Source organism: Micromonospora orduensis (assembly GCF_006228125.1).
Lineage (GTDB): Bacteria > Actinomycetota > Actinomycetes > Mycobacteriales > Micromonosporaceae > Micromonospora > Micromonospora orduensis.
In genome coordinates this window covers 1-20141 of the sequence record NZ_VDFY01000221.1, presented here as the reverse complement: position 1 = coordinate 20141, position 20141 = coordinate 1, and the positions used below count along the sequence as shown (strand labels likewise).

Sequence of the window (20141 nt, the reverse complement as noted above, 5' to 3'; positions counted from 1 at the left end):
TTGACCGACTGACCCGCCCGCCGCGTCCGGGGGGTTACGGGAGCGGCCAGGTGTGCACCGGTTCGTTGGTGCGTTGGAGTTCCGCGTAGCGCTGGACCATGTGGTGCAGCGCCGCCGCCCGGTCCATGCCCTGGTGCCGCTCGGCTGCCCAGACCGTCTCCGTCTGCCAGACCGCGCCGTTGCGGCCGGTACGGCAACGCTGCTCGATGATGCCGAGCAGCCGGTCCCGCTGCGCTGCGGTGACCCCGAATCCGTCCAGTCCCGCGGCGGCGGTGGGCAGCAGCTCGTCCAGCACGAGCTTGGTGACCGGCACGTCGCCGAGCTGGGGCCAGTGCAGTACGGCCTCCAGGCCGCGCCGGGCGGCGGCGTGGAAGTTCTCCTCGGCGGAGCTGAAGGTGAGCTGACTCCAGATCGGCCGGTCCGACTCGGCGAGACCACGGGCCAGGCCGAAGTAGAAGGCCGCGTTCGCCAGCATGTCCACCACCGTCGGGCCGGCCGGCAGCACGCGATTCTCCACCCGCAGGTGCGGGCGGCCGTTCATGATGTCGTAGACCGGGCGGTTCCACCGATAGACCGTGCCGTTGTGCAGCCGCAGCTCACCGAGCTGGGGCACACCGCCGGCGTGCAGCACCTCCACCGGGTCCTCATCCTCGCAGATCGGCAGGAGCGGCGGGAAGTAGCGGACGTTCTCCTCGAACAGGTCGAAGATCGAGGTGATCCACCGTTCACCGAACCACACCCGGGGGCGTACCCCCTGGGCCTTGAGCTCGTCCGGGCGGGTGTCGGTGGCCTGTTCGAACAGGGCGATCCGGGTCTCGGCCCAGAGTTGACGGCCGTACAGGAAGGGAGAGTTGGCCCCGACGGCCACCTGAACCCCGGCGATGGCCTGGGAGGCGTTCCAGTAGTCGGCGAAGCTGTCCGGCGCGACCTGGAGGTGGAACTGGAGGCTGGTGCAGGCGGCCTCGGGGGCGATCGAGTCGGTGTGCGTACGGAGCTGTTCGACGCCGCGGATGTCCAGCTCGATGTCCTCGCCGCGGGCGCCGACGATCTGGTCGTTGAGCACCCGGTAGCGCTCGTTGGTGGACAGGTTGTCCTCGACCAGGTGCCCCTCGGTGAGGGTGGGGAGGATGCCGACCAGGACGATCTTCGCGTCGGACCGGGCCGCGCGTTCGTCGGCGCGGGCGAGACTGCTGCGCAGGTCGTCCTCGTAGTCGGCGAAGCCGGTGCCCTCGATCAGTCGGGGTTCGGCGTTGAGTTCCAGGTTGAACTGCCCCAGCTCGGTCTGGAAGAGCGGGTCGGCGATGTCGGCGAGGATCTCCTCGTTGCGCATCGCGGGCTCGGCGGCCGAGTCGACGAGGTTGAGTTCGATCTCCAGGCCGGTCATCGGCCGGTCGGCGTCGAAGCCGAAGTCGTCAAGCATCAGGGCGAAGACGTCCAGGCATCGCCGGACCTTGTGCCGGTAGCGGACGCGGTCCTCTCGGGTGAAGGCGCCCTGCGAGACGTCCCTGCCCATGTGTCCTCCCGACGGACGGCGCGGTCGGGATTCTGCCGTCCCGGAAAGCGCATTGTGAACCATCCACGTTAAGAGCGCTCGCCTGGGCGGGGCCAGAGGCCGTTGCCGGTGATCCGACGCCGTCCGCAGCGAGCGCGTTCGTGCCGCCACCTGTACCCCGTCTGCGGGGTGACCCATCCGGTGGCGGCGCGAACAACTCGTGACAATTCACACCGACGGAGGGAGACGACGGCGGGCCCGCGTCGACGTGCGACGCGGGCCCGGAGCGTGCCGGTGATCCGAGGATCAGGCCTGGCGGACGGCCTCGCCCTCGATCTCGATCTTGATCTTCTTGCCGACCAGCACGCCACCGGTCTCCAGGGTGACGTTCCAGGTCAGGCCGAACTCCTCGCGGTCGATCTCGGTGGTCGCGGAGAAGCCGAAGATGTCCTGGCCGAACGGGCTGCGGCCGACGCCCTCGAACTCGACCTGGAGCTCCACCGGACGGGTGACGTCCTTGATGGTCAGGTCACCGGTGAGTACGAACTCGTTGCCGCTGCGGGACTTGACCCCGGTGCTGCGGAACTCGAGCGTCGGGTACTTCTCGACGTCGAGGAACTCGGCGCTGCGCAGGTGCGCGTCCCGGTCGCCCTGGGTGGTGTCGATGCTGGCGCCCTGGATGGTCGCGACGACCGACGACTGCAGCGGGTCCTCGGCGATGGTGATGGTGGCGGTCGCCTCGTTGAACTCACCGCGGACCTTGCTCACCATCATGTGGCGGGCGACGAAGCCGACCCGCTTGTGGGCGGCGTCGAGCACGTAGGTGCCGGCCGCCGGGATGGTGAGGCCGTCCCAGTCGCGGGTAACCGCATCGGTGCTGCTGGTCATGCTGCTGTCCTCCAGGAGATTGTTTAGTAGCCCAACGACTGCTGCAGCAACTATAACTGCAACAACATTCCCCGTGTCAAGTACTGGTAGGATGAACGGGTGACCAACGTCTTCGACGATCCCCGGATCACCGCCGTCGGCCTGCTCTTCGAGGTGCACGCCGGGCTGTCGGCCCGGTTCACCGCACAACTGGAGGAGCACGGCTTCTCCGCGGTCGAGTTCGAGGTCATCACCCGACTGGCCCGCTCGCCGGGCAACCAGCTCAGGATGACCGACCTCGCCGCGCAGACCTCGCTGTCCACCAGTGGGGTGACCAGGGTGGTGGACCGGATGGAACGCGACGGTCTGCTCACCCGCAGGGCGTGCCCGAACGACCGCCGCAGCTCGTACGCCGTGGTCACCCCGAAGGGCATGCAGCAACTGGACGAGACGCTGCCGGGGCACCTGCAGATGATCGAGCAGTGGTTCACCGGTCAGCTCGACCCGCAGGCCCTGGACGCGCTCCTCGACGGCCTGCGTCGGGTCCGTGACGCCGTGCATCCGTGCGCCACCGCCGGCAGCACCGATGTCGCCCCGGAGCAGGAGACCGCCGCCGGAGGCACGCCCCGACCCTGATCGGCGACAGCCCTTGGCACCCGGGAGATTGGTCCGGAAACGCCGACACCCACCGGCAGAAAGACCGGCAGAACTGACCTTGCTGCCCGGACAAACGGGCACGAAATGCGCCTTCCGCACGGGGTGCGGTGGCAGGCTTCGACCACCGGGGATCCACCGGGGGGTGACGGCGCGGGCGAACAGCGAGGGGTAGCACAAAGGGGGCTTTTCGCCCGCGCCACTCCGCCCACCCCGTCGCGGCACCGCCCGCCCTAGCGGATCGCCGACCCACCCCGAGTGGCAGTCAACGCGTAGAGCAGCCCCGACTCCTGCGGCAACAGGCGGATGCCGGTCTCCCGGCAGGCCCGGTCGAGCCGGTCCAGGACCGCCGGGTCTCCGGTACTCGCCGCCAGCCCCACCAGCGCCTCCACCACGTCCCGCCGATCGTGACCGGCATCGGCGGCGGCGGCGAACCACTCAGCTGCCAGCTCGCGCTCACCCCGGTGCAGCGCCAGATTCCCCTCGATCAACGCGCAGATCCCCACCTCCGGGCCGCCCCAGGAGAGCACTGTGTCGTCCGAACGCCGCCGTGGCGGGCCGGGCACCCGCGGCGCCGGTACGCCCACCGCCTCGGCGACCCCCGCACGCAACTCGGCGAGCACCTCGGTCGCCTCCACGGCGCGGCCGTCCTGGGCGAGCGCCAGACCGACAGTGCCGAGCACCCGGCGGCGATGCCCCGGATCACCCAACTCGGACACCGCCGTCGCCGCGCGCCGCCCCTGGTCCACGGCGTCGGCGTACCGGCCCTCCAGGCGGGCGACCTCGGCCCGGTTCGCCCAGGCCAGCACCCGCAACCGCTGCTCACCACCCTCGGCGGCGAGCCGGTCCACGGCGGCCAGCCGTCGGCGCGCGGCCGCCAGGTCACCCACCCGGATCTCGTGCCAGGCGAGACTGTTCTGAGCCACCGCCAGATCCCGCGTCCGCCCGTGGCGGGCCGCCAGCCGCAGCGCCGCCTCGGCCTGCTCACGGGCCTCGTCGTGCCCTCCGACAGTGATCAGCAGCGCGCCGAGCACCGTGCGCGCCTCCAACTCCCCGGTCACGTCACCCGCCTGCCGGAACATCTCCAACGCGGTCCGCGCGGTCGGCAGCTCGTCGGCACCAGCGCCCTGCTCGGCGGCGAGCCGGGCCACCCCCAGGGTCGCCCAGGCTCGCAGGACGGGATCGGCGTCGGCGGTCCGCGGGTCCGCCAGCAGCCTCCGCAACCACTGACGACCGGCGACGTCCCGCCCACGGAACCGCCACCACCGGGTAAGGCTGGCCGCCAGGCCGAGCGCGGTCAGCGGATCGTCGGCCGCCGCGTGGGACAGCGCCGAGCTGATGTCACTGCTCACCTCGTCCAGCCGGTGTATCGCGTCGGGCAGCCGAGGGCCGGCCAGGTCGGTGGCCGTACGCGCCACCAGGCGGGCGACCACCTCGGCGTGCCGGCGTCGCAGACAGCTCAACTCGCCGGCCCCGGCCGCCTGCTCGACGGCGAAGTCACGGACCGCGTCCAGCAGACGGAACCGGAACGAACCGGTGCCCCGCACGCTGAGCAGGCCCAACTCGACGAGCCGGTGCAGCACCGGGAGGGGATCGATCGCGACGGTGCCGTCCCGGTCAGCCTCGTCGGCGAGCATCTCCTCGGCCTGCTCGACCGACCACCGGTTGCCGAACATGGCGAGCCGCCGCAGCGCCGCCCGTTCGTCCGGAGCGAGCAACCGGTAGCTGGTCGCCACCGCGTCCCGCAGGGTGCCCGCCACCGCCGTGCGGGTGATGTCGACGCCACTCGGCCGACCGCTCGCCGCCTCGGGTCCGTCCCAGCCCGGATGGGCCGGCGGGTCCGCGGGGGTGGCCAGGTCGAGGACCCGGTCGCCGTACCGGTCGAGCAGTTCGGTGAGGTTGAGGAGCCGACCCCGGGCAGCCATCAACTCGATGGCCAGCGGCAGTCCGCCCAACCGGCGGACCAGGGCGGCCAGCGCCGGCAACTCGTCGGAGGTGGGCGGCTCCCGCCGGACCTGGGCGAGCCGGGCGGTGAACAGCGCCACCGCCGGCCACGACCCGAGCGTGGCCGGCCCGGCCTCGTCGGCGTCCGGCGGCGGTACGTCGAGCGGCGCGACCGGCCAGACCCGCTCGCCGGGCAGCCCGACGGGGTGCCGGCCGGTGACCAGCACCCGCAGGGAGGGCAGCACGCCGATCAGCCGGTGCAGCGTCTCGGCCACCGGGCCGGGCGCGCGCTCGACCGCGTCCATCACCAGCAGCGCCGGCCGCCCGGAGAGTTGCGCGGCGAGTTCCGGCAGCCGGGCCGCACCGAGAACCCCCATCGAGGCGGCGAGCACGTCCGGGCCGTCCGAGCCCTCGCCGATCAGCACCCCGGCCACGCCACCCGGGTACGCCCCGGCGGCCGCGTGCGCCACGGACAGCGCCAACGCCGTCTTGCCGACACCGGTCAGCCCGACCAGGCTCACCAGCCGGGGACCCGGCTCGGTGGTCAACAAGCCGGCCAACTCGGTGACGTCCCGGTCCCGACCGATCAGCGCCACCGGCGGCGGAAGGGCGACCGGCGGATCCGGCCCGGCGGGCCGGGCGGACGACGGGGTGTCCGACGGCGGCGTCGAGGGCTCGTCCGGCGGGGCGGGCTCGCCCCTGGCGGGGCCGCGGGCGGCGGCCATGAACGCCGCCCGGGTCGCGCCGGTCAGGTGCAACGCCTCGGCGAGCAGGCCGACGGTGGTGCGCTGCGGCCGGACGGACCGACCACGCTCCAGGTCACGCACCGTCCGTACGCCCACGCCGGCCCGGGCCGCGAGTTCGGCCTGGGTCAGGCCGGCGGCCCGACGGTGGGCGCGGAGCAGTTCCGACAGGCCGGTACGACCGGACGGGCCCCGTGACCCGTCATGATCCGGAGTCATGGGCAGGAAGAGTACGGATCGACTCCGACCATCGGCAGTCGAACGTCGGGCTGCCGACGGCCACTCGCCGAAACCCGACAGCCGAACGGGCAGTCCCGCCGGGGTCGGCCGACGGAGCCGTCCCGGCTGACGCCGTCCGGGGGCCGACGTCCGGCCCGGTCGGTCCGCTCAGAGGCCGAGGTCGCGCGCGATGATCATGCGCTGCACCTCGCTGGTGCCCTCACCGATCTCCAGGATCTTGGAGTCCCGCCAGAAGCGGGCGACCGGGTACTCGTTCATGAAGCCGTAGCCGCCGTGGATCTGGGTGGCTTCCCGGGCGTTGTCCACCGCGATGGTGCTGGCGTGGAGTTTGGCGATGGCGGCCTGCCGCTTGAACGGCTCGCCGGCCAGCATCCGGGCGGCGGCGTCGTAGTAGGCCAGCCGTGCGGTGTGCGCCTTCAGCTCCATGTCGGCGATCTTGAACTGGATCGCCTGGTTGGCGCCGATCGGCCGGCCGAAGGCGTGCCGCTCCTTCGCGTACTTGATCGACTCGTCGACGCAGCCCTGGGCAAGACCGACGGCCAGCGCGGCGATGGCGATCCGACCCTCGTCGAGGATCCGCAGGAACTGGGCGAACCCACGACCCCGCTTGCCAAGCAGGTTGGCCGCCGGCACCCGGCAGTCGTCGAAGATCAGCTCGTGGGTGTCCGAGGCCGTCCAGCCCACCTTGGAGTAGCCGGGCGCCACGGTGAAGCCGGGCGTTCCGGTGGGCACGATGATCGTCGACAGCTCCTTCGAGCCGTCCGGGTTCGTACCGGTGACCGCGGTGACGGTGACCATGGCCGTGATGTCGGTCCCCGAGTTGGTGATGAACGCCTTCGACCCGTTGATCACCCACTCGTCGCCGTCCAGCACCGCCCGCGTCTGGGTGCCGGCCGCGTCCGAGCCGGTGCCCGGCTCGGTGAGCCCGAAGCCGGCCAGCGCCTCGCCGCTGAGCAGCTTCGGCAGCCAGGTGGCCTTCTGCTCCTCGGTGCCGAACCGGTAGATCGGCATCGCGCCCAGCGAGACCGCCGCCTCGAGGGTGATCGCCACGCTGGAGTCGACCCGGGCCAGCTCCTCCAGGGCCAGGCAGAGCGCGAAGTAGTCGCCACCCATGCCGCCGTGCTCCTCGTCGAAGGGCAGGCCGAACAGGCCCATCTTGCCCATCTGCCGGATCACCTCGTACGGGAAGGTGTGCTGCTCGTAGTGCTCGGCGATGACCGGCGCGATCACCTCGCGCGCGAAGTCCCGCACGCTCTCCCGCAGCGCCGCTTGGTCGTCGGTGAGCCGGAAGTCCATCTCATCCTCCTGTTAGGGACGGTGCCGTCGGGCGCTTGTGACGCCGGGACGGTGGCGGTGCGGGACTGGTGGTCGGGTCAGACCGGGGTGACGCCGTGCCGGCGCCGGGAGAAGTGCCGATCCTTGGTACGCGCGGCGGCGAACCGGCGGACCAGCTCGCCGCGCAGGTCGTGGGGCTCGACGATGGCGTCGACCACCAGCTCGCTGGCCAGCCGGACGACGTCGATGTCCTGCTCGTACTCGGCCCGCTTGGCGGCTACGAAGGCGGCCCGCTCGGCCTCGTCCCCGATCGCCGCGATCTTGTTGGCGTAGACCGCGTTCACGGCGGCCTCGGCCCCCATCACCGCGATCTTCGCGCTGGGCAGCGCGATGGTCGCGTCCGGTTCGAACCCGGGGCCGGCCATCGCGTAGAGGCCGGCGCCGTACGCCTTGCGGACCACCACGCAGATCTTCGGGACGGTCGCCTCGGAGATCGCGGTGATCATCTTGGCGCCGTGCCGGATGATGCCCTGCTTCTCCACCGCGCTGCCGACCATGAAGCCGGGTACGTCGCTGAGGAAGAGCAGTGGCACGTTGAACGCGTCGCAGAGCTGCACGAACCGGGTCGCCTTGTCGGCGGAGTCGACGAAGAGCACGCCGCCCTTGAACATCGAGTTGTTGCCGAGCACACCGACGACCTGGCCGTCGAGACGGCCGAAGCCGATGGTCAGCTCCTTGGCCCACAGCGCCTGGATCTCGAAGAACGAACCCTCGTCGAGCAGGCCCTTGACGTACCGCCGCATGTCGAACGCCTGCCGCTCGCTGGCCGGCACGAGCGCGGCCAGGTCGGCCTTCGCGGGCGCGGCGACCGCCGGCGCGGCCGGCGGCGCCTGCGTCCAGTTCGCCGGCAGGTACGACAGGTAGGTCTTGACCACATCGAGCGCGTCGGCCTCGGTCTTGCAGAGGAAGTGCCCGACGCCGGACTCGGCGGTGTGCACCTTCGCGCCACCCATCGCCTCCAGGGTGGTCTTCTCCCCGGTGACCATCTCGACCATCCGGTCGGAGCCGAGGTACATGCTGGCGTTGCCGTCGACCATCGCGACCACGTCGCAGAACGCCGGAATGTACGCCCCACCGGCGGCACTCGGGCCGAACAGCGCGCACACCTGTGGGATGGAGCCGGAGGCGCGGACCTGGTTCCAGAAGATCTTGCCGGCGCCGCGTCGGCCGGGGAAGAGGTCGACCTGGTCGGTGATCCGTGCGCCGGCCGAGTCGACCAGGTAGACCATCGGCACGCCGGCGCCGTACGCCCGCTCGATGATCCGGATGATCTTCTCGACGGTGCGGGCGCCCCAGCTGCCGGCCTTCACGGTGGAGTCGTTGGCCATCAGGCAGACCTGCCGCCCGTCGATGGTGGCGGTGCCGGTGACCACGCCGTCGGCGGGCAGCCCGTCGGCGAGCGCGTTGGCGTAGAGGCCGTCCTCGACGAACGAACCCTCGTCGACCAGGAGCGCGACGCGTTCGCGGGCGAACAGCTTGCCCTTGGCCGCGTTGGCCGCGTGGTACTTGTCCGCGCCGCCGGACCGGGCCCGCTTGCGCAGTTGCTCCAGCGCCTCACCGTCGAGCGTCACGCCGACTCCCTCGCCGTACTGACCTGAACGATCGTTAGGCTATCGCATTCGCGCACCCCCCGGCGACCCGCGACCGACCGACGCTTCTTCGAACGAAACATTGAAATCTATTAATCTCTGTGGATAGGCTCCTGGCACCCCCTCCCGGATAGGAGTCAGCGATGACCTCACGACTCAATCGGCTCGCGGTCGCGATGCTCGCGACGGCACTCGCCACCCTCGGTGTCACGGTCGCCAACCCGTCGCCCGCGTCCGCCGCCATGACCATCTGCTACAACACCAGCCAGGCAGGCGCCTACGCCGGCACCGCCAACCAGGCCGCCTCCATCTGGAACAACGCCACCACGAACCTGACGCTTACCGCGAACTGCGGCTCCAACCTGCGGATCTACCAGATCACCGGCGGCGGCTCGTACGCCGTGCGGACCAGCCTCGGCAACGGCCGGGTCTACATCGACACCCAGCAGGCGGCGCAGTACAGCCCGCTGCGGATCATGACCCACGAGATCGGGCACATCCTCGGCCTGCCGGACAACTACAACGGCAACTGCGCGATCCTGATGTCCGGCGGCAGCGCCGGCACGAGCTGCACCAACCCGTACCCGAGCAGCGCCGAGGCGAACCGGGTGAGCAGCCTCTTCGCCGGTACCTTCAGCGCCACCGAGCGCAGCACCGACCGCAGCGCGGACATCTTCCGGGACAGCTGGCCGGCCGCGCTCGCCCCGGTGAGCTGACCGACCTGGTACGCGGGAGGGGCCGGCACCAGTCCGGCCCCTCCGTCGCGTCACCGAACGGATCGCGTCACCGAACGGTCAGCTCGGCATCGGCGTCAGCCGGGTGCGAGGCCCGGCCCGCAGCACGCCCGACGGGAGCTTCTTGCCGAGCAGTTCCTCGGCCAGCTCCGCCGCCTCGATGAGGGCCGCCAGGTCGATCCCGGTGTCGATGCCCATGTCGTGCAGCATGTGCACGGCCTCCTCGGTGGCCAGGTTGCCGCTCGCGCCGGGCGCGTACGGGCAGCCACCCAGGCCGCCCACGCTGGCGTCGAACTCGGTCACTCCCAGCTCCAGCGCGGTCAGCAGGTTGGCCAGCGCCGTACCCCTGGTGTTGTGGAAGTGCAGCAGCACCGGCACGTGCGCGTTGCGGTCGCGTACCGCGGTCACCAGCTCGCGGACCCGGCGCGGCGTCGCCATGCCCGTGGTGTCGCCGAACGCCACCCGGTCCGCGCCGTCGCGGACCACCCGGTCGACGATGCCGGCCACCCGGGCGGGGTCGACGTCCCCCTCGTAGGGGCAGCCGAAGCTGGTAGCGACGATCACCTCGACCCGTGCGGACTCGCCGTGCAGCAGGTCGATCAGCTCGGCGATGTCGTCCAGCGACTCGTCGGTCGACCGGTTGACGTTGCGCCGGTTGTGCGTGTCGCTGGCCGAGACCACCACCTCGATCTCGGTGAACCCCGCGGCCAGCGCCCGCTGGGCACCTCGGGTGTTCGGCACCAGCGCCGAGTACCGCACCCCGTCGGCCTTGCGGGCCCGCTGCCACACCTCGTCGGCGTCGGCCATCTGCGGGATCGCCCTGGGGTGCACGAACGACACGGCCTCGATCCGGCGTACGCCGGTGCCGGAGAGCGCGTCGAGCAGCCGCACCTTGGCGTCGGTCGGGATCGGCTCCTCGTTCTGCAACCCGTCCCGCGGCCCGACCTCACGAATCGAGACGGAATCTGGCAAATGGCTCATCGGTCACCTCGCTGTGACGTCGGGTCGGGTCGGGTCGGGTCGGGTCGGGTCGGCATGTCGGCCGCTTTGCTCTGCTTACCTATACGCAACGGCCACCATCCGGTATCCGGACAACCGCTGTCGCCTCCAGGTAAGCAGAGCAAAGGGTGCGAGTACCAGTCCCGGGCCGCCGGGGGCTCGGCGGCGCGGCCGCCTGGCGGCGCGGCCGACGACCTGGCCGGTCAGCGCATGCGGGAGACGATGCCGGTGTCGTAGGCACCGGAGCGGAACTCCTCGTTCTCCAGCAGCTCGGTGAAGAAGGGAACGTTGTTCTTCGGGCCCTCGATCTGGAACGCGGCGACCGCGGCCTTCGCGCGTTCCAGCACCTCGTCGCGGGTCGCGCCACTGACGATCAGCTTGGCCAGCAGGCTGTCGTAGAACGGGGTGACCGTGTTGCCCTCGGTGTAGCCGGAGTCCACCCGGACGCCCTCACCCGTGGGCTCCACCCAGGTCTTCACCACGCCGGGGCCGGGCAGGAAACGCTTCGGGTCCTCGGCGTTGATCCGCATCTCGATGGCGTGCCCACGCGGGGTCAACGCGTCCGGGTCGAAGGTCGGCGCCAACCCGGACGCCACCCGCAACTGCTCCTCGACCAGGTCGATGCCGTAGACGTACTCGGTCACCGGATGCTCCACCTGCAACCGCGTGTTCATCTCCAGGAAGAAGAACTCGTTCGTGGAGGGGTCGAGCAGGCACTCCACCGTGCCCGCGTTGCGGTAGCCGACCGCCTCGCCGGCGCGTACCGCCGCCGCGAGGAAACGCGCCCGCAGCTCCGGCGAGACCGCCGGGGACGGCGACTCCTCGACCAGCTTCTGGTTGCGGCGCTGCACCGAGCACTCCCGCTCGCCGAGCGCCACCACCCGGCCGTCGGCCAGCCCGAGGATCTGCACCTCGACATGGCGCACCCGGGGGAAGTACCGCTCGATCAGCACCGACCCGTCGCCGAACATCCGCTCGGCGAACGCGCGCACCTTGTCGTACTCGGTGCGCAGCGCGGCCTCGTCGACGGCGACGCCCATGCCCATGCCGCCGCCACCGGCGGCCGCCTTGACCATCACCGGGTAGCCGATCCCGCCAGCGGCCTCCACCGCCGCGTCCAGGTCGGCGGCCGGGTCGGTGGTCCCTGGCGCGACCGGGACGCCGGCCGCCGCCATCAGGTTCCGGGCGTTGATCTTGTCGCCCATCGCGGTGATCGCGTCCGCGCCGGGCCCGACCCAGATCAGGCCGCTCGACTCGACGGTACGGGCGAACTCGGCGTTCTCCGACAGGAAGCCGTACCCAGGGTGGATGGCCTGGGCGCCTGTCGACTTCGCGGCGGCGAGGATCGCCTCGGTGTTGCGGTAGCTCAGCGCCGGGTTCGGAGGGCCGATGAGGACCGCCTCGTCCGCCTCGGCGACGAACGGCAGGTCGGCGTCCGCCTCCGAGTACACCGCGATCGCGCGGATGCCGAGTCGCCTGGCGGTACGGATGATCCGGCGGGCGATCTCGCCCCGATTGGCGACCAGCAGTGACTCGATCATGATTTCCTCCCGGCGTCCGGATGTTGGGACGGAGTCAGGAAACCATGACCGGTACGCCGGTGACGAGTCGACTCAGGCGAGCAGCGCGGCCAGGGTGGCGCCGCGCAGCAACTCGGCACGGCGTCGCCGGTCCACCTCACCACCGAGGAACGGCGTCGAGTTCATCAGGCCGAACGCGGCGTGGGCAAGCACCCGCGCCTCACCGTCGGGCATACCCGGGTGCAGCGCGGTGAGCACCGTCACCCACTCCTCGACGTACATCCGTTGCAGACGGCGGATCCGCCGCCGTGGCTCCTCCGGCAGGCGGTCCAACTCGTGCAGGTGCAGTGCGATGACCGCCGGGTTGGCCAGCGCGAACTCGACGTGGAAGTCGATCAGCGACTCCAGTGCCCCACGCGGGTCGTCCGGATGCCCGGCGGAGCGTTCCCGCCCGCCGGCCAGCAGCCCCTCGCTGACCGGAATCAGCGCGGCGGCCAGCATCGCCTCCTTGCCGGCGAAGTGGTGGTAGAGCGCCGGACCGGTGACCCCGGCGGCCGCGCCGATGTCGTCCATCGACACGCCGTGGTAGCCACGGGCGGCGAACAGACCGACCGCGATCTCCAGGATCTCGTCCTTGCGGGAGCGGCGCCGGCCCGCGCCCGCCGCCCCCCGTGCCTGCTGCTCCACCGTCACCGGGCAAGCGTAGACCGCGCGCCGACCACGGTGGGGCGCCGGTCAGCGAGGGGTCGCGCACACCTCGGCGCGGGCCGGCCCGCTCAGTCGTCGTCCGGGTCGAGGTCGTGCTCCGTCCGCAGGGCGGCCGCCTCGTCGGGCCGGTCCAGCAGATCCAGGGCGCGAGCCAGCAGCCACGCCGTCTGGCGGACCGGCCGCGAGTCGGCCGGGAGCCCACCGAGGACACGCCGCAGGAGCGGTTCCGCCTCGGCCGGCCGGTCCAGTCGCAGCAGCAGCTCACCGGCGAGAATCTCCACCTGGGCCGCCTCCCCGAACGCCTCGATCGACCGCAACCGGTCCGGCACCCCGACGAGCCGGGCCAGCGCCTCGTCCGGTCGACCCTCGGCCGTCAGCACCCGCGCACCCGCCTCGGCGGCCATCGCCAGCTCGTACGTCACCGGTGGTTCCGGCTGCCCGGCCAGCGTGGGCGCCAACCCGTCCACCTGCTCGACGGCACGGATCGCCGCCGGCCGGTCGTCGGCCCAGAACCAGGCGTACGCCTCCCGCCGGCGCGCCCGTAGCTCGTCCAGCGGCAGGCCGCCGAGCCGGTACGCCGTGGCCGCCGCCGCGAACCGTTCGGCGCCGGCGGCGTCCCGGTCCGCGTCGTACAGGATGCCGCCGGCCTCCTCCAGCACCTGCGCCCGGTACGGGAGGTTGTCCGGACCGTCCAGGTTGGCGGCCAACTGCTCCAGCAGGGCCAGCGCCGGGTCGATCTCGCCGAGCCCGGCGTACACGCCGGCCAGCAGGTGCCGGCACCGGTCCGCCTCGGCCTGGGCGCCCATCCGGTCGAGACCGAGCACGGCCTCCTCGGCGACCTCGGCGGCCTCGGCGAGCCGACCCACCATCCGGTACGCGTTCGCCAACTCCCAGCGCAGGAATGAGTCCCCCTCGGCGCCCCGCTCCACGCAGAGCGTCACCGCCTCGACGAACTCGTCCACCGCCTCGGGGGCCCGGCCGGCGGAGAGCAGCGCGCGGGCACGGGCGACGCGTACCGGCAACTCCGCGTCCACCGGCGCCACCCGCAGGGCCTCGTCGCAGGCGGCCACCGCGTCGGCGGGATCGTCCACCGTGCGGGCGTACGTCAGGCAGGCCGCCGTGACCAGTTCGCCGACGCCCAGTTCACGGCCGATCCGGCGGGCATCGGCGGCGGCGGCGCGCGCCTCCTCGACCCGCTCGGACTGTTCCAGCAGGTGCGCGCGGTGCATCGCGATCCGGGCCGCCAGATGTGGATCGCCGCCGGCGTCGGCGGGCACCCGGTCGAGCGCCGCGAGCGCCTCCGCCCAGCGTTCCCGGTGCAGCAGCGCCAACGCCACCCGGTCGTGGGCGGCGGCCCGCTGCCGGGCGTCGCCGTCCCGGTCCAGCGCCTCGGCGGCCTCCCGGACCAACGCCAACCCCTCGTCGGCGTCGTCGTCGGACCGGGTCAGCAGCACTCCGAGCCGCCCGGCGACCACCTCGGCGGTCACCTCATCACCCACCTTGCGGTACAGCTCCAGTGCCGCACGGTTCATCTCGATCGCACCCGGGACGTCGTCCTCGTCGCCGCGCTCGGCAGCCCGCATCGCCAGCCGATGGGCGGCCGTACGCGGGGGCAGGTCCTCGGAGCCGAACCGCTCGTCGTAGGCGGCCAGCGCCGCCCGGAACGTGGCCGGGTCGTGTCGACCCCAACTCTGCTCGGCGAGATCCAGCAGCTCGTCCGGGCCGGCGTCGGCGGGCACGGTCACCACGGGCGCCTCGGCCTGCCGCTGCGCACCGGCCCGCACCGCGGACGGCTCCTGCCCGGTCGGACGCGGTGCGCGCCGGCGGACGCTCGCGGACAGCGGCAGGTGCTGGCCGCTCGGCCGCACGGCGAGCCGGCGGGCGATCCACTCCGACTGGTGGGTGGTGCCGTTGCGGGAGTCGAAGCGTGCCGCCAGCCCGGTCGCGGTCCGCGTCAACTCGTCGGCGAGCACGAGTGCGTCCACCTCGCCGGCGGGGCGGCCCTCGGCGGCCCGGCGGTACACGGTCACCGCGCCGCTCTGGCCGGCCTGGCGCAACGCGGCGGCGGCCGTCGCCGCGAAGTGCATGGCGGCGGCCGGTGACGGTGCCCGGTCCAGCCAGTCCAGGTGCCGTTCGACCAGTTCCACCGCACGCGCCTCGTTGCCGGTCATCGTGCAGAACTCGACATGGTCCCCGATGTCCCACAGGTTGGCGAGGTTGCCGCGCAGCCGGCGGTACGCCTCCCGGTGCGCGTCCCGCGCCGACTCGTCCCGCCCGATCCGCAGGTACGGCAGGAGCAGGGCCGTGAGGATCGACTGCGGCTGCTCGTTGCAGCTGAGACGGCCGGCGAGCACCGGCTCGGCCAGTGCCACCGCCTCCGCGTCCCGCCCGCTGTCGGCGAGGTAGCCCACCTGGCTGGTCGGATCACAGCCGGCGCAGTCGGAGAGGTCGTCGCGCGGCGTGGTCTGCCAGAGCCGGTACCAGTGCGCGGCCGCGTCGGCGTCACCCACGTGGTCGGCGACCCGGAACCGGTGCTTGTGGACGGTCTGCAGGCTGTGTCCACCGGCCCGGTAGCGGCGTTCCATGTCGTCGAGCACGGCGTACGTGCGGTCGAGCGGCACCTCAGGGAAGTTCAGCAGCCCGTTGATCATGTACTTGAAGTGCCAGAGCAGGTTGTGCAGGTGACGCTGGTGGTAGGGCTGCGGGTCGCGGTCGAACTCGGACAGGCACCAGGAGAAGGTCACGAAGGACTTAGCCGGCTCCCCGCCGTAGATGTAGCCCACAGTGGACTGCATCCGGGTGACGAAGGCCAGGTGCCTGTCGTCGGCGGCGTCCACCCGGCGCAGCAGCTGTTCCAGGGCGGCGATCTGCCCTGCCCCGTACGGCATGTCGGTGATGCCGCGCAGCACCCGCCACAGATCCTCGTCGCTCATGCTCACTCCCGTCCCGGCACGGCCCGGCCGAGCAGGCCGAGGAAGGAATCGTTCAGCAGCGCCGCGTCGGCCGCGCGGATCGGATGGTGACCGAGCAGCAGCGCCTGCCCGTACAGCGCCTCGATGGCGAGCCCCACCAACTCCGGGTCGGCCAGCATGGTGACCCGGCGGACCAGCGGGTTGCGGTGGTTGAGCACCAGTTGCGGGCGGTCCGGTGGGGCGGTGGCGGCGAGCGCGTCGAGGACCCCGCCCCACAGCTCGTCGGCCCGGTCCCGGCTGGCCGCGAGCTGGTCGTTGAACGCCGCCGACCGGCTCACCAGGTAGAGGGCGGGCAGTGACACCGGGTCGTACGCGCGGATCACCACCTCGCAGCCGGACCGTTCGACGGCCCGTTGCGCCGCGCTGAGGAACGGTCGCAGCGCCAGCTCCACCTGCGGGTCGAGGCCCTCGAAGCGGGTCGTGAGGTCGCTCGGCTCCAACCGTTCGATAAGCACCGAGCGGTCCACCGCCGGCAGCCGCTCGATCAGCTCGGTGTCGTACGTGTAGCCGGCGTTGACCACCGCCAGGTCCTGCGCGGCGGCCACGGCGGCGAGCTGGCGGAACTCGTCGAGGCTCGCCGCGTAGCGGAGGACGCCGTGGCGTTCCCGGAACTCGGCGAGGGTGAGCGTGCCGACGTTGGTGTCCATCGGCCACCACCTGTCGACCAGCCGCAGCATCTCGTCGTCGTGCAGCGCCAGCGCCTTCACGCCGAGGTGGTGCACCTGGAGGAACTCGGCCAGCCGGCGCGGGTCGTGCCGGGCCAGCCGGACCAGCCAGCCGCGTACCTGGTCGCCGAGCGCCTCGCGGGTCGCGGCCAGCAGGGTGTCCTCGTAGAGGGCCTCGCGGCTGGCGGTGGGGCGCAGTTCGGTGGCGTCCACCACGCAGTGGGCGAAGAACGCCCAGTCCGGCAGCAGCCCGTCGGCGTGCTCGGTGAGCAGCATCCGCTTGAGGTAGACCCGGTGTCCCGCGCGGGCCGCCGGGTTCACCGGGGTGGGCAGGATGACGGCGACACCGGTCAGCCCGGCCTCCGCGACGGTCAACGGCAGCACGTCGAACGGGTCGACGCCGAGCGTCTCCCGGGCGTACGCGACGAGCGCCGCCCGGTCGACAGGCGTCCCCGGCGTGGTGGGCCACGGCGGCTCGCCGGTGGTGGTGACCACGTCACCGACCCGCACGGTGACCGGCAGCAGCGAACCGAAGAGTCGGGCCAGGTCGGTGACCGTCGGGGTGGTGAACCACTGGTCGGCGTCGCGGCGGGGCACCAGCGTGACTGTGGTGCCCGGTTCGGCGCGGGCGGCCTCCGGCGGTGTGACGCTCACGGCGTACCTGCCGTCGGCGTACCCGGTCCAGCGGACCGTGGGGTGTTCGCCGTTGCGGGTGAGCACCTGGATCTCGTCGGCGACCAGGAAGCAGGAGAGCAGACCGATGCCGAACTGGCCGAGGAACTCGTGGCGGGAGAAGCCCAGCTCGTCCCGCTTGGAGCTGCGGCCGATGGTGGCCAGCAGTTCGTGTACCTGCGCCTCGGTGAGGCCGATGCCTGTGTCGTGTACCCGCAACGTGCCGTCGCCGGTGAGGTCCGGGGTTTCGATGCGGACCAGGGCGGGCGCGTCCGGCTCGACCGAGCGCCGCGCGGTGATCGCGTCGACCGCGTTCTGCAACAGCTCGCGGACGTAGACCCGCGGGCTGCCGTAGAGGTGGTGACTGAGCAGGTCGACCACGCCACGGAGGTCGACCTGGAAGGTGTGGTCCACGCCTGTTTTCTCCCCCGGTCCCGAATACCGGCGCCCACCGTACCGATGATCACCGACGGGCGCGTCCCCCGTTCGCGGCGGCTTGACCCTCGACCCGGTCGAACCCGCACGGTCTCCGGCATGACAGCTTCCGTGCTCGGCCGGGACTTCCGGCTGCTGTGGTGCGCCGCCGTGTCGTCGCGGTTCGGAGACGCGCTTCGTACGCCGGCTCTGGCCCTGCTGGCGGCGGCGGTGACCCGCGATCCCCGGGTCATCGCCGCGGTCACCGTGGTCGCGCAGGTGCCGCCGCTGCTCTTCGGCCTGCTCGGCGGTGTGTACGCCGACCGTTGGGACCGTCGGCGGACGATGGCCCTGGTGGACGGGATCCGCGCCGGGGTGGTCGCGGCGTTGGCGGTGGCTGTCGCCGTCGACCGGGCCGGCATCGTGGCGCTGCTGGTGGCGGCGTTCCTCCTGGCGACGCTGGGCACGCTCTTCGACTCCGCGTCGTTCGCGGTGCTTCCCGCGCTGGTGCCGCCGGCCGCGCTGCCCCGGGCGAACGGCCGGCTCCAGGCGGGTACGGCGGTGGCCGGCGGTTTCCTCGGCGCGCCCGCCGCTGGTGTCCTCTTCGCCGCCGCACCGGCCCTGCCGTTCGCCCTGGACGCCGCCACCTTCGCGGTGGCCGCCGTACTGGTGCTGGCCCTCGCCCCGGCGCCCGTGGCCGACCCGACCATCGGAGCCGCCGCGCCGCGCGGGTCGGTGTGGGGCGAGATCGTCGAGGGGGTGCGGTGGCTGCGCGGCCACCGGACACTGTGGCGGGTCACAGTGCTCGCGGCCGGGAGCAACCTGGCGATCAGCGGTCTCCTGGCGGTGCTGGTGCTGTACGCGTTGGACGTGCTGCGGGTGCCGCCGGCCGGGTACGGACTGTTCGCCGCGTCGGCGATCGTCGGCGGCCTGGCCGGGGCGCTCGGCGCGGGTCGGCTCGCCGCCCGGCTCGGCACGGTGCCGGCGCTGTGCGCGGTGCTCGCCGCGCAGACCGTGGCGTTGAGCGGGTTCGCGCTGGCCCGGCATCCGGTGCCGGGCGGGTTCGCGCTTGCCGTCTTCGCCGCCGGGACGGTGGTGTGGAACAGCCTGTGGGCGTCGTACGGGCAGCGGCACGTGCCGGCGGGGCTGCTGGGTCGGGTGGGTGCGGCCCAGCGGATGGTGGGTCTGCTCACCGCTCCGGTCGGCGCGGCGCTCGCCGGGCTGGTCGCCGCCGCGTACGGGACGGCGCCGGTGACGGTCGCCGCTGCCGCCACGTTCGCGCTGGTCACCGTGGCGGCGTGGCGGACCCTGCGGCAGGGCTTCGCCTAGCCCGGGGTCGGTTCCCGGTGGGACAGCCCGGACAGGCGTAGTGCGATCCGCCGCCGGACCGGTGGCACACCGCCGAGCAGCCGGAGCAGCACGTCACGGGCCGGCCGGCGGGCCGGGGAGGTGGTGGCCAGCCTGGTCAGCCCGGCGGCGAAGCTCAGCACGTCCTCGGCCATCGGGCGCTGCCGGGCGTCGTACCCGTCCAGCGCCGTCTCCGGTCCGCCGTCCAGCACGTCGGCCAGGGCCGTACCGAGGGTCACCGCGTCGCAGATCCCCAGGTTCATGCCCTGACCGCCGGCGGGGCTGTGCACGTGCCCGGCGTCCCCGGCGAGCAGCACCGGACCGGCGCGGAAGGTGTCGGCGATGCGGTGCCGCACCCGGAACCGGGAGCCCCACAGCACCTCGGTCACCCGGTCCGGCCGCCGTCTCGGGCCGCGTTCGTCGAGCAGCGCCTGGAGGTACGCCGCATCCGGTTCGGCGGGTGCCGCCGGCACCGCGGCGACGATCCGGACCACGCCGTCCGGCAGCGGCGCCCAGACCAGTGGCCCGGGGCGGGCGAGGAACAGCGCCGCCTCGTCGCGGGGCAGCACGCTCTGCACGCGTACGTCGGCGAGCACGAAGGACTCCTCGTCGCTCGGGCCGGTGAAGCCGATGCCGGCCGCCTGCCGGACGGTGCTGTGCAGGCCGTCCGCGCCGACCACGTACCGGGCGCGCAGCTCGGCGCCGTCGACCTGCGCGCGTACCCCGTCTGCGGTGTGACTCAGGCCGGTCAGCCGGCACGGCCGCCGCACCCGCACGCCCAGGTCGGCCAACTGGTCGGTGAGGACCTTCTCGGTCACCGCCTGGGAGACCAGCAGCGCGTAGGGAAAGCGGGACGGCAACTCGTGGAACGGGACCGCCAGCAGCATCCGGTCCCGGTCGCGGACCGTGAAGCGCGGCGCCCGCACCCCCTGGGCGACAAGCGGCGCCGCGGCGCCGATCCGGTCCAGCACCTCCAGGGTGTACGCGTGCACGACCGCCGCGCGGGAGGTCACCGGTGGAGCGGCGACCTGGTCGAGGACTGTCACCTCGGCCCCGCGTCGGGCGAGCGTCAGCGCGGTGGCGAGGCCGGTGGGGCCTGCCCCCACCACCAGGACGTCGGTACTCGTGGGCCGCATGGCCACCTCCGGAACGCCGTTGCCAACACATGTTGGCAACATCTGTTGGCGACACTAGAAGCACGCTTATTGCGTGTCAACAGGCGTTGGCATACGGTCGTTGACATGAC

The 20141-nt window shown here is 72.5% G+C and carries 14 protein-coding genes; 3 read left to right on the top strand and 11 right to left on the bottom strand.

Annotation, left to right across the window (positions count from 1 at the left end):
• Positions 1 to 34 precede the first annotated feature (34 nt).
• A complete protein-coding gene (locus tag FHG89_RS25210; protein ID WP_139586898.1) occupies positions 35 to 1513 on the bottom strand; it encodes a glutamate-cysteine ligase family protein in 1479 nt (492 codons plus the stop codon).
• 285 nt (positions 1514 to 1798) lie between these two features.
• Positions 1799 to 2380: a YceI family protein gene (locus tag FHG89_RS25205; RefSeq protein ID WP_139586897.1), complete on the bottom strand. Its 582-nt coding sequence runs from the start codon at positions 2378 to 2380 to the stop codon at positions 1799 to 1801.
• Positions 2381 to 2479: 99 nt separating this feature from the next.
• On the opposite strand from FHG89_RS25205, the gene FHG89_RS25200 reads away from it, so the two are divergent.
• Entirely contained in the window at positions 2480 to 2995 is a 516-nt protein-coding gene (locus FHG89_RS25200; protein ID WP_139586896.1) for a MarR family winged helix-turn-helix transcriptional regulator, read from the top strand.
• Between the two features lie 251 nt (positions 2996 to 3246).
• Here the strand turns inward: FHG89_RS25200 and FHG89_RS25195 are convergent, their stop codons facing one another.
• The 3 genes from FHG89_RS25195 to FHG89_RS25185 form a co-directional block, all read right to left on the bottom strand.
• Complete coding sequence (locus FHG89_RS25195) at positions 3247 to 5919, bottom strand: ATP-binding protein (RefSeq protein WP_139586895.1); 2673 nt, start codon at positions 5917 to 5919, stop codon at positions 3247 to 3249.
• A gap of 168 nt (positions 5920 to 6087) precedes the next feature.
• Positions 6088 to 7236, bottom strand: coding sequence for an acyl-CoA dehydrogenase family protein (locus FHG89_RS25190; protein WP_139586894.1), 1149 nt, complete (start codon positions 7234 to 7236; stop codon positions 6088 to 6090).
• A 77-nt stretch (positions 7237 to 7313) separates the two neighbouring features.
• Complete coding sequence (locus FHG89_RS25185) at positions 7314 to 8846, bottom strand: acyl-CoA carboxylase subunit beta (protein ID WP_139586893.1); 1533 nt, start codon at positions 8844 to 8846, stop codon at positions 7314 to 7316.
• A 161-nt stretch (positions 8847 to 9007) separates the two neighbouring features.
• Here FHG89_RS25185 and FHG89_RS25180 point away from each other — a divergent pair, with 161 nt between their 5' ends.
• Entirely contained in the window at positions 9008 to 9580 is a 573-nt protein-coding gene (locus FHG89_RS25180; RefSeq protein WP_139586892.1) for a snapalysin family zinc-dependent metalloprotease, read from the top strand.
• 78 nt (positions 9581 to 9658) lie between these two features.
• On the opposite strand, the gene FHG89_RS25175 is transcribed toward FHG89_RS25180, so the two are convergent.
• The 5 genes from FHG89_RS25175 to FHG89_RS25155 all read right to left on the bottom strand — a co-directional run bounded on the left by FHG89_RS25175 (position 9659) and on the right by FHG89_RS25155 (position 17548).
• Positions 9659 to 10570 (bottom strand): hydroxymethylglutaryl-CoA lyase, encoded by a 912-nt coding sequence (locus tag FHG89_RS25175; RefSeq protein WP_425280217.1) that lies wholly within the window; start codon positions 10568 to 10570, stop codon positions 9659 to 9661.
• A gap of 230 nt (positions 10571 to 10800) precedes the next feature.
• A complete protein-coding gene (locus FHG89_RS25170) occupies positions 10801 to 12138 on the bottom strand; it encodes an acetyl-CoA carboxylase biotin carboxylase subunit (RefSeq protein ID WP_139586890.1) in 1338 nt (445 codons plus the stop codon).
• A gap of 72 nt (positions 12139 to 12210) precedes the next feature.
• Positions 12211 to 12810 carry a TetR/AcrR family transcriptional regulator gene (locus tag FHG89_RS25165; RefSeq protein ID WP_139586889.1) on the bottom strand — a complete coding sequence of 200 codons (600 nt, stop codon included), beginning with the start codon at positions 12808 to 12810 and terminating at the stop codon, positions 12211 to 12213.
• Between the two features lie 83 nt (positions 12811 to 12893).
• Positions 12894 to 15758, bottom strand: a complete 2865-nt coding sequence (locus FHG89_RS25160) for a hypothetical protein (RefSeq protein WP_139586888.1) — start codon at positions 15756 to 15758, stop codon at positions 12894 to 12896.
• Positions 15759 to 15760: 2 nt separating this feature from the next.
• The gene (locus FHG89_RS25155; RefSeq protein ID WP_139586887.1) at positions 15761 to 17548 is read right to left on the bottom strand and encodes an HSP90 family protein; all 1788 of its coding nucleotides are present in this window, start codon (positions 17546 to 17548) and stop codon (positions 15761 to 15763) included.
• 120 nt (positions 17549 to 17668) lie between these two features.
• On the opposite strand from FHG89_RS25155, the gene FHG89_RS25150 reads away from it, so the two are divergent.
• Entirely contained in the window at positions 17669 to 18877 is a 1209-nt protein-coding gene (locus tag FHG89_RS25150; RefSeq protein WP_139586886.1) for an MFS transporter, read from the top strand.
• Here the strand turns inward: FHG89_RS25150 and FHG89_RS25145 are convergent.
• Positions 18874 to 20031: an FAD-dependent oxidoreductase gene (locus FHG89_RS25145; protein ID WP_139586885.1), complete on the bottom strand. Its 1158-nt coding sequence runs from the start codon at positions 20029 to 20031 to the stop codon at positions 18874 to 18876. The two genes, FHG89_RS25150 and FHG89_RS25145, sit on opposite strands and share 4 nt — an antisense overlap.
• Between the last annotated feature and the right edge of the window lie 110 nt (positions 20032 to 20141).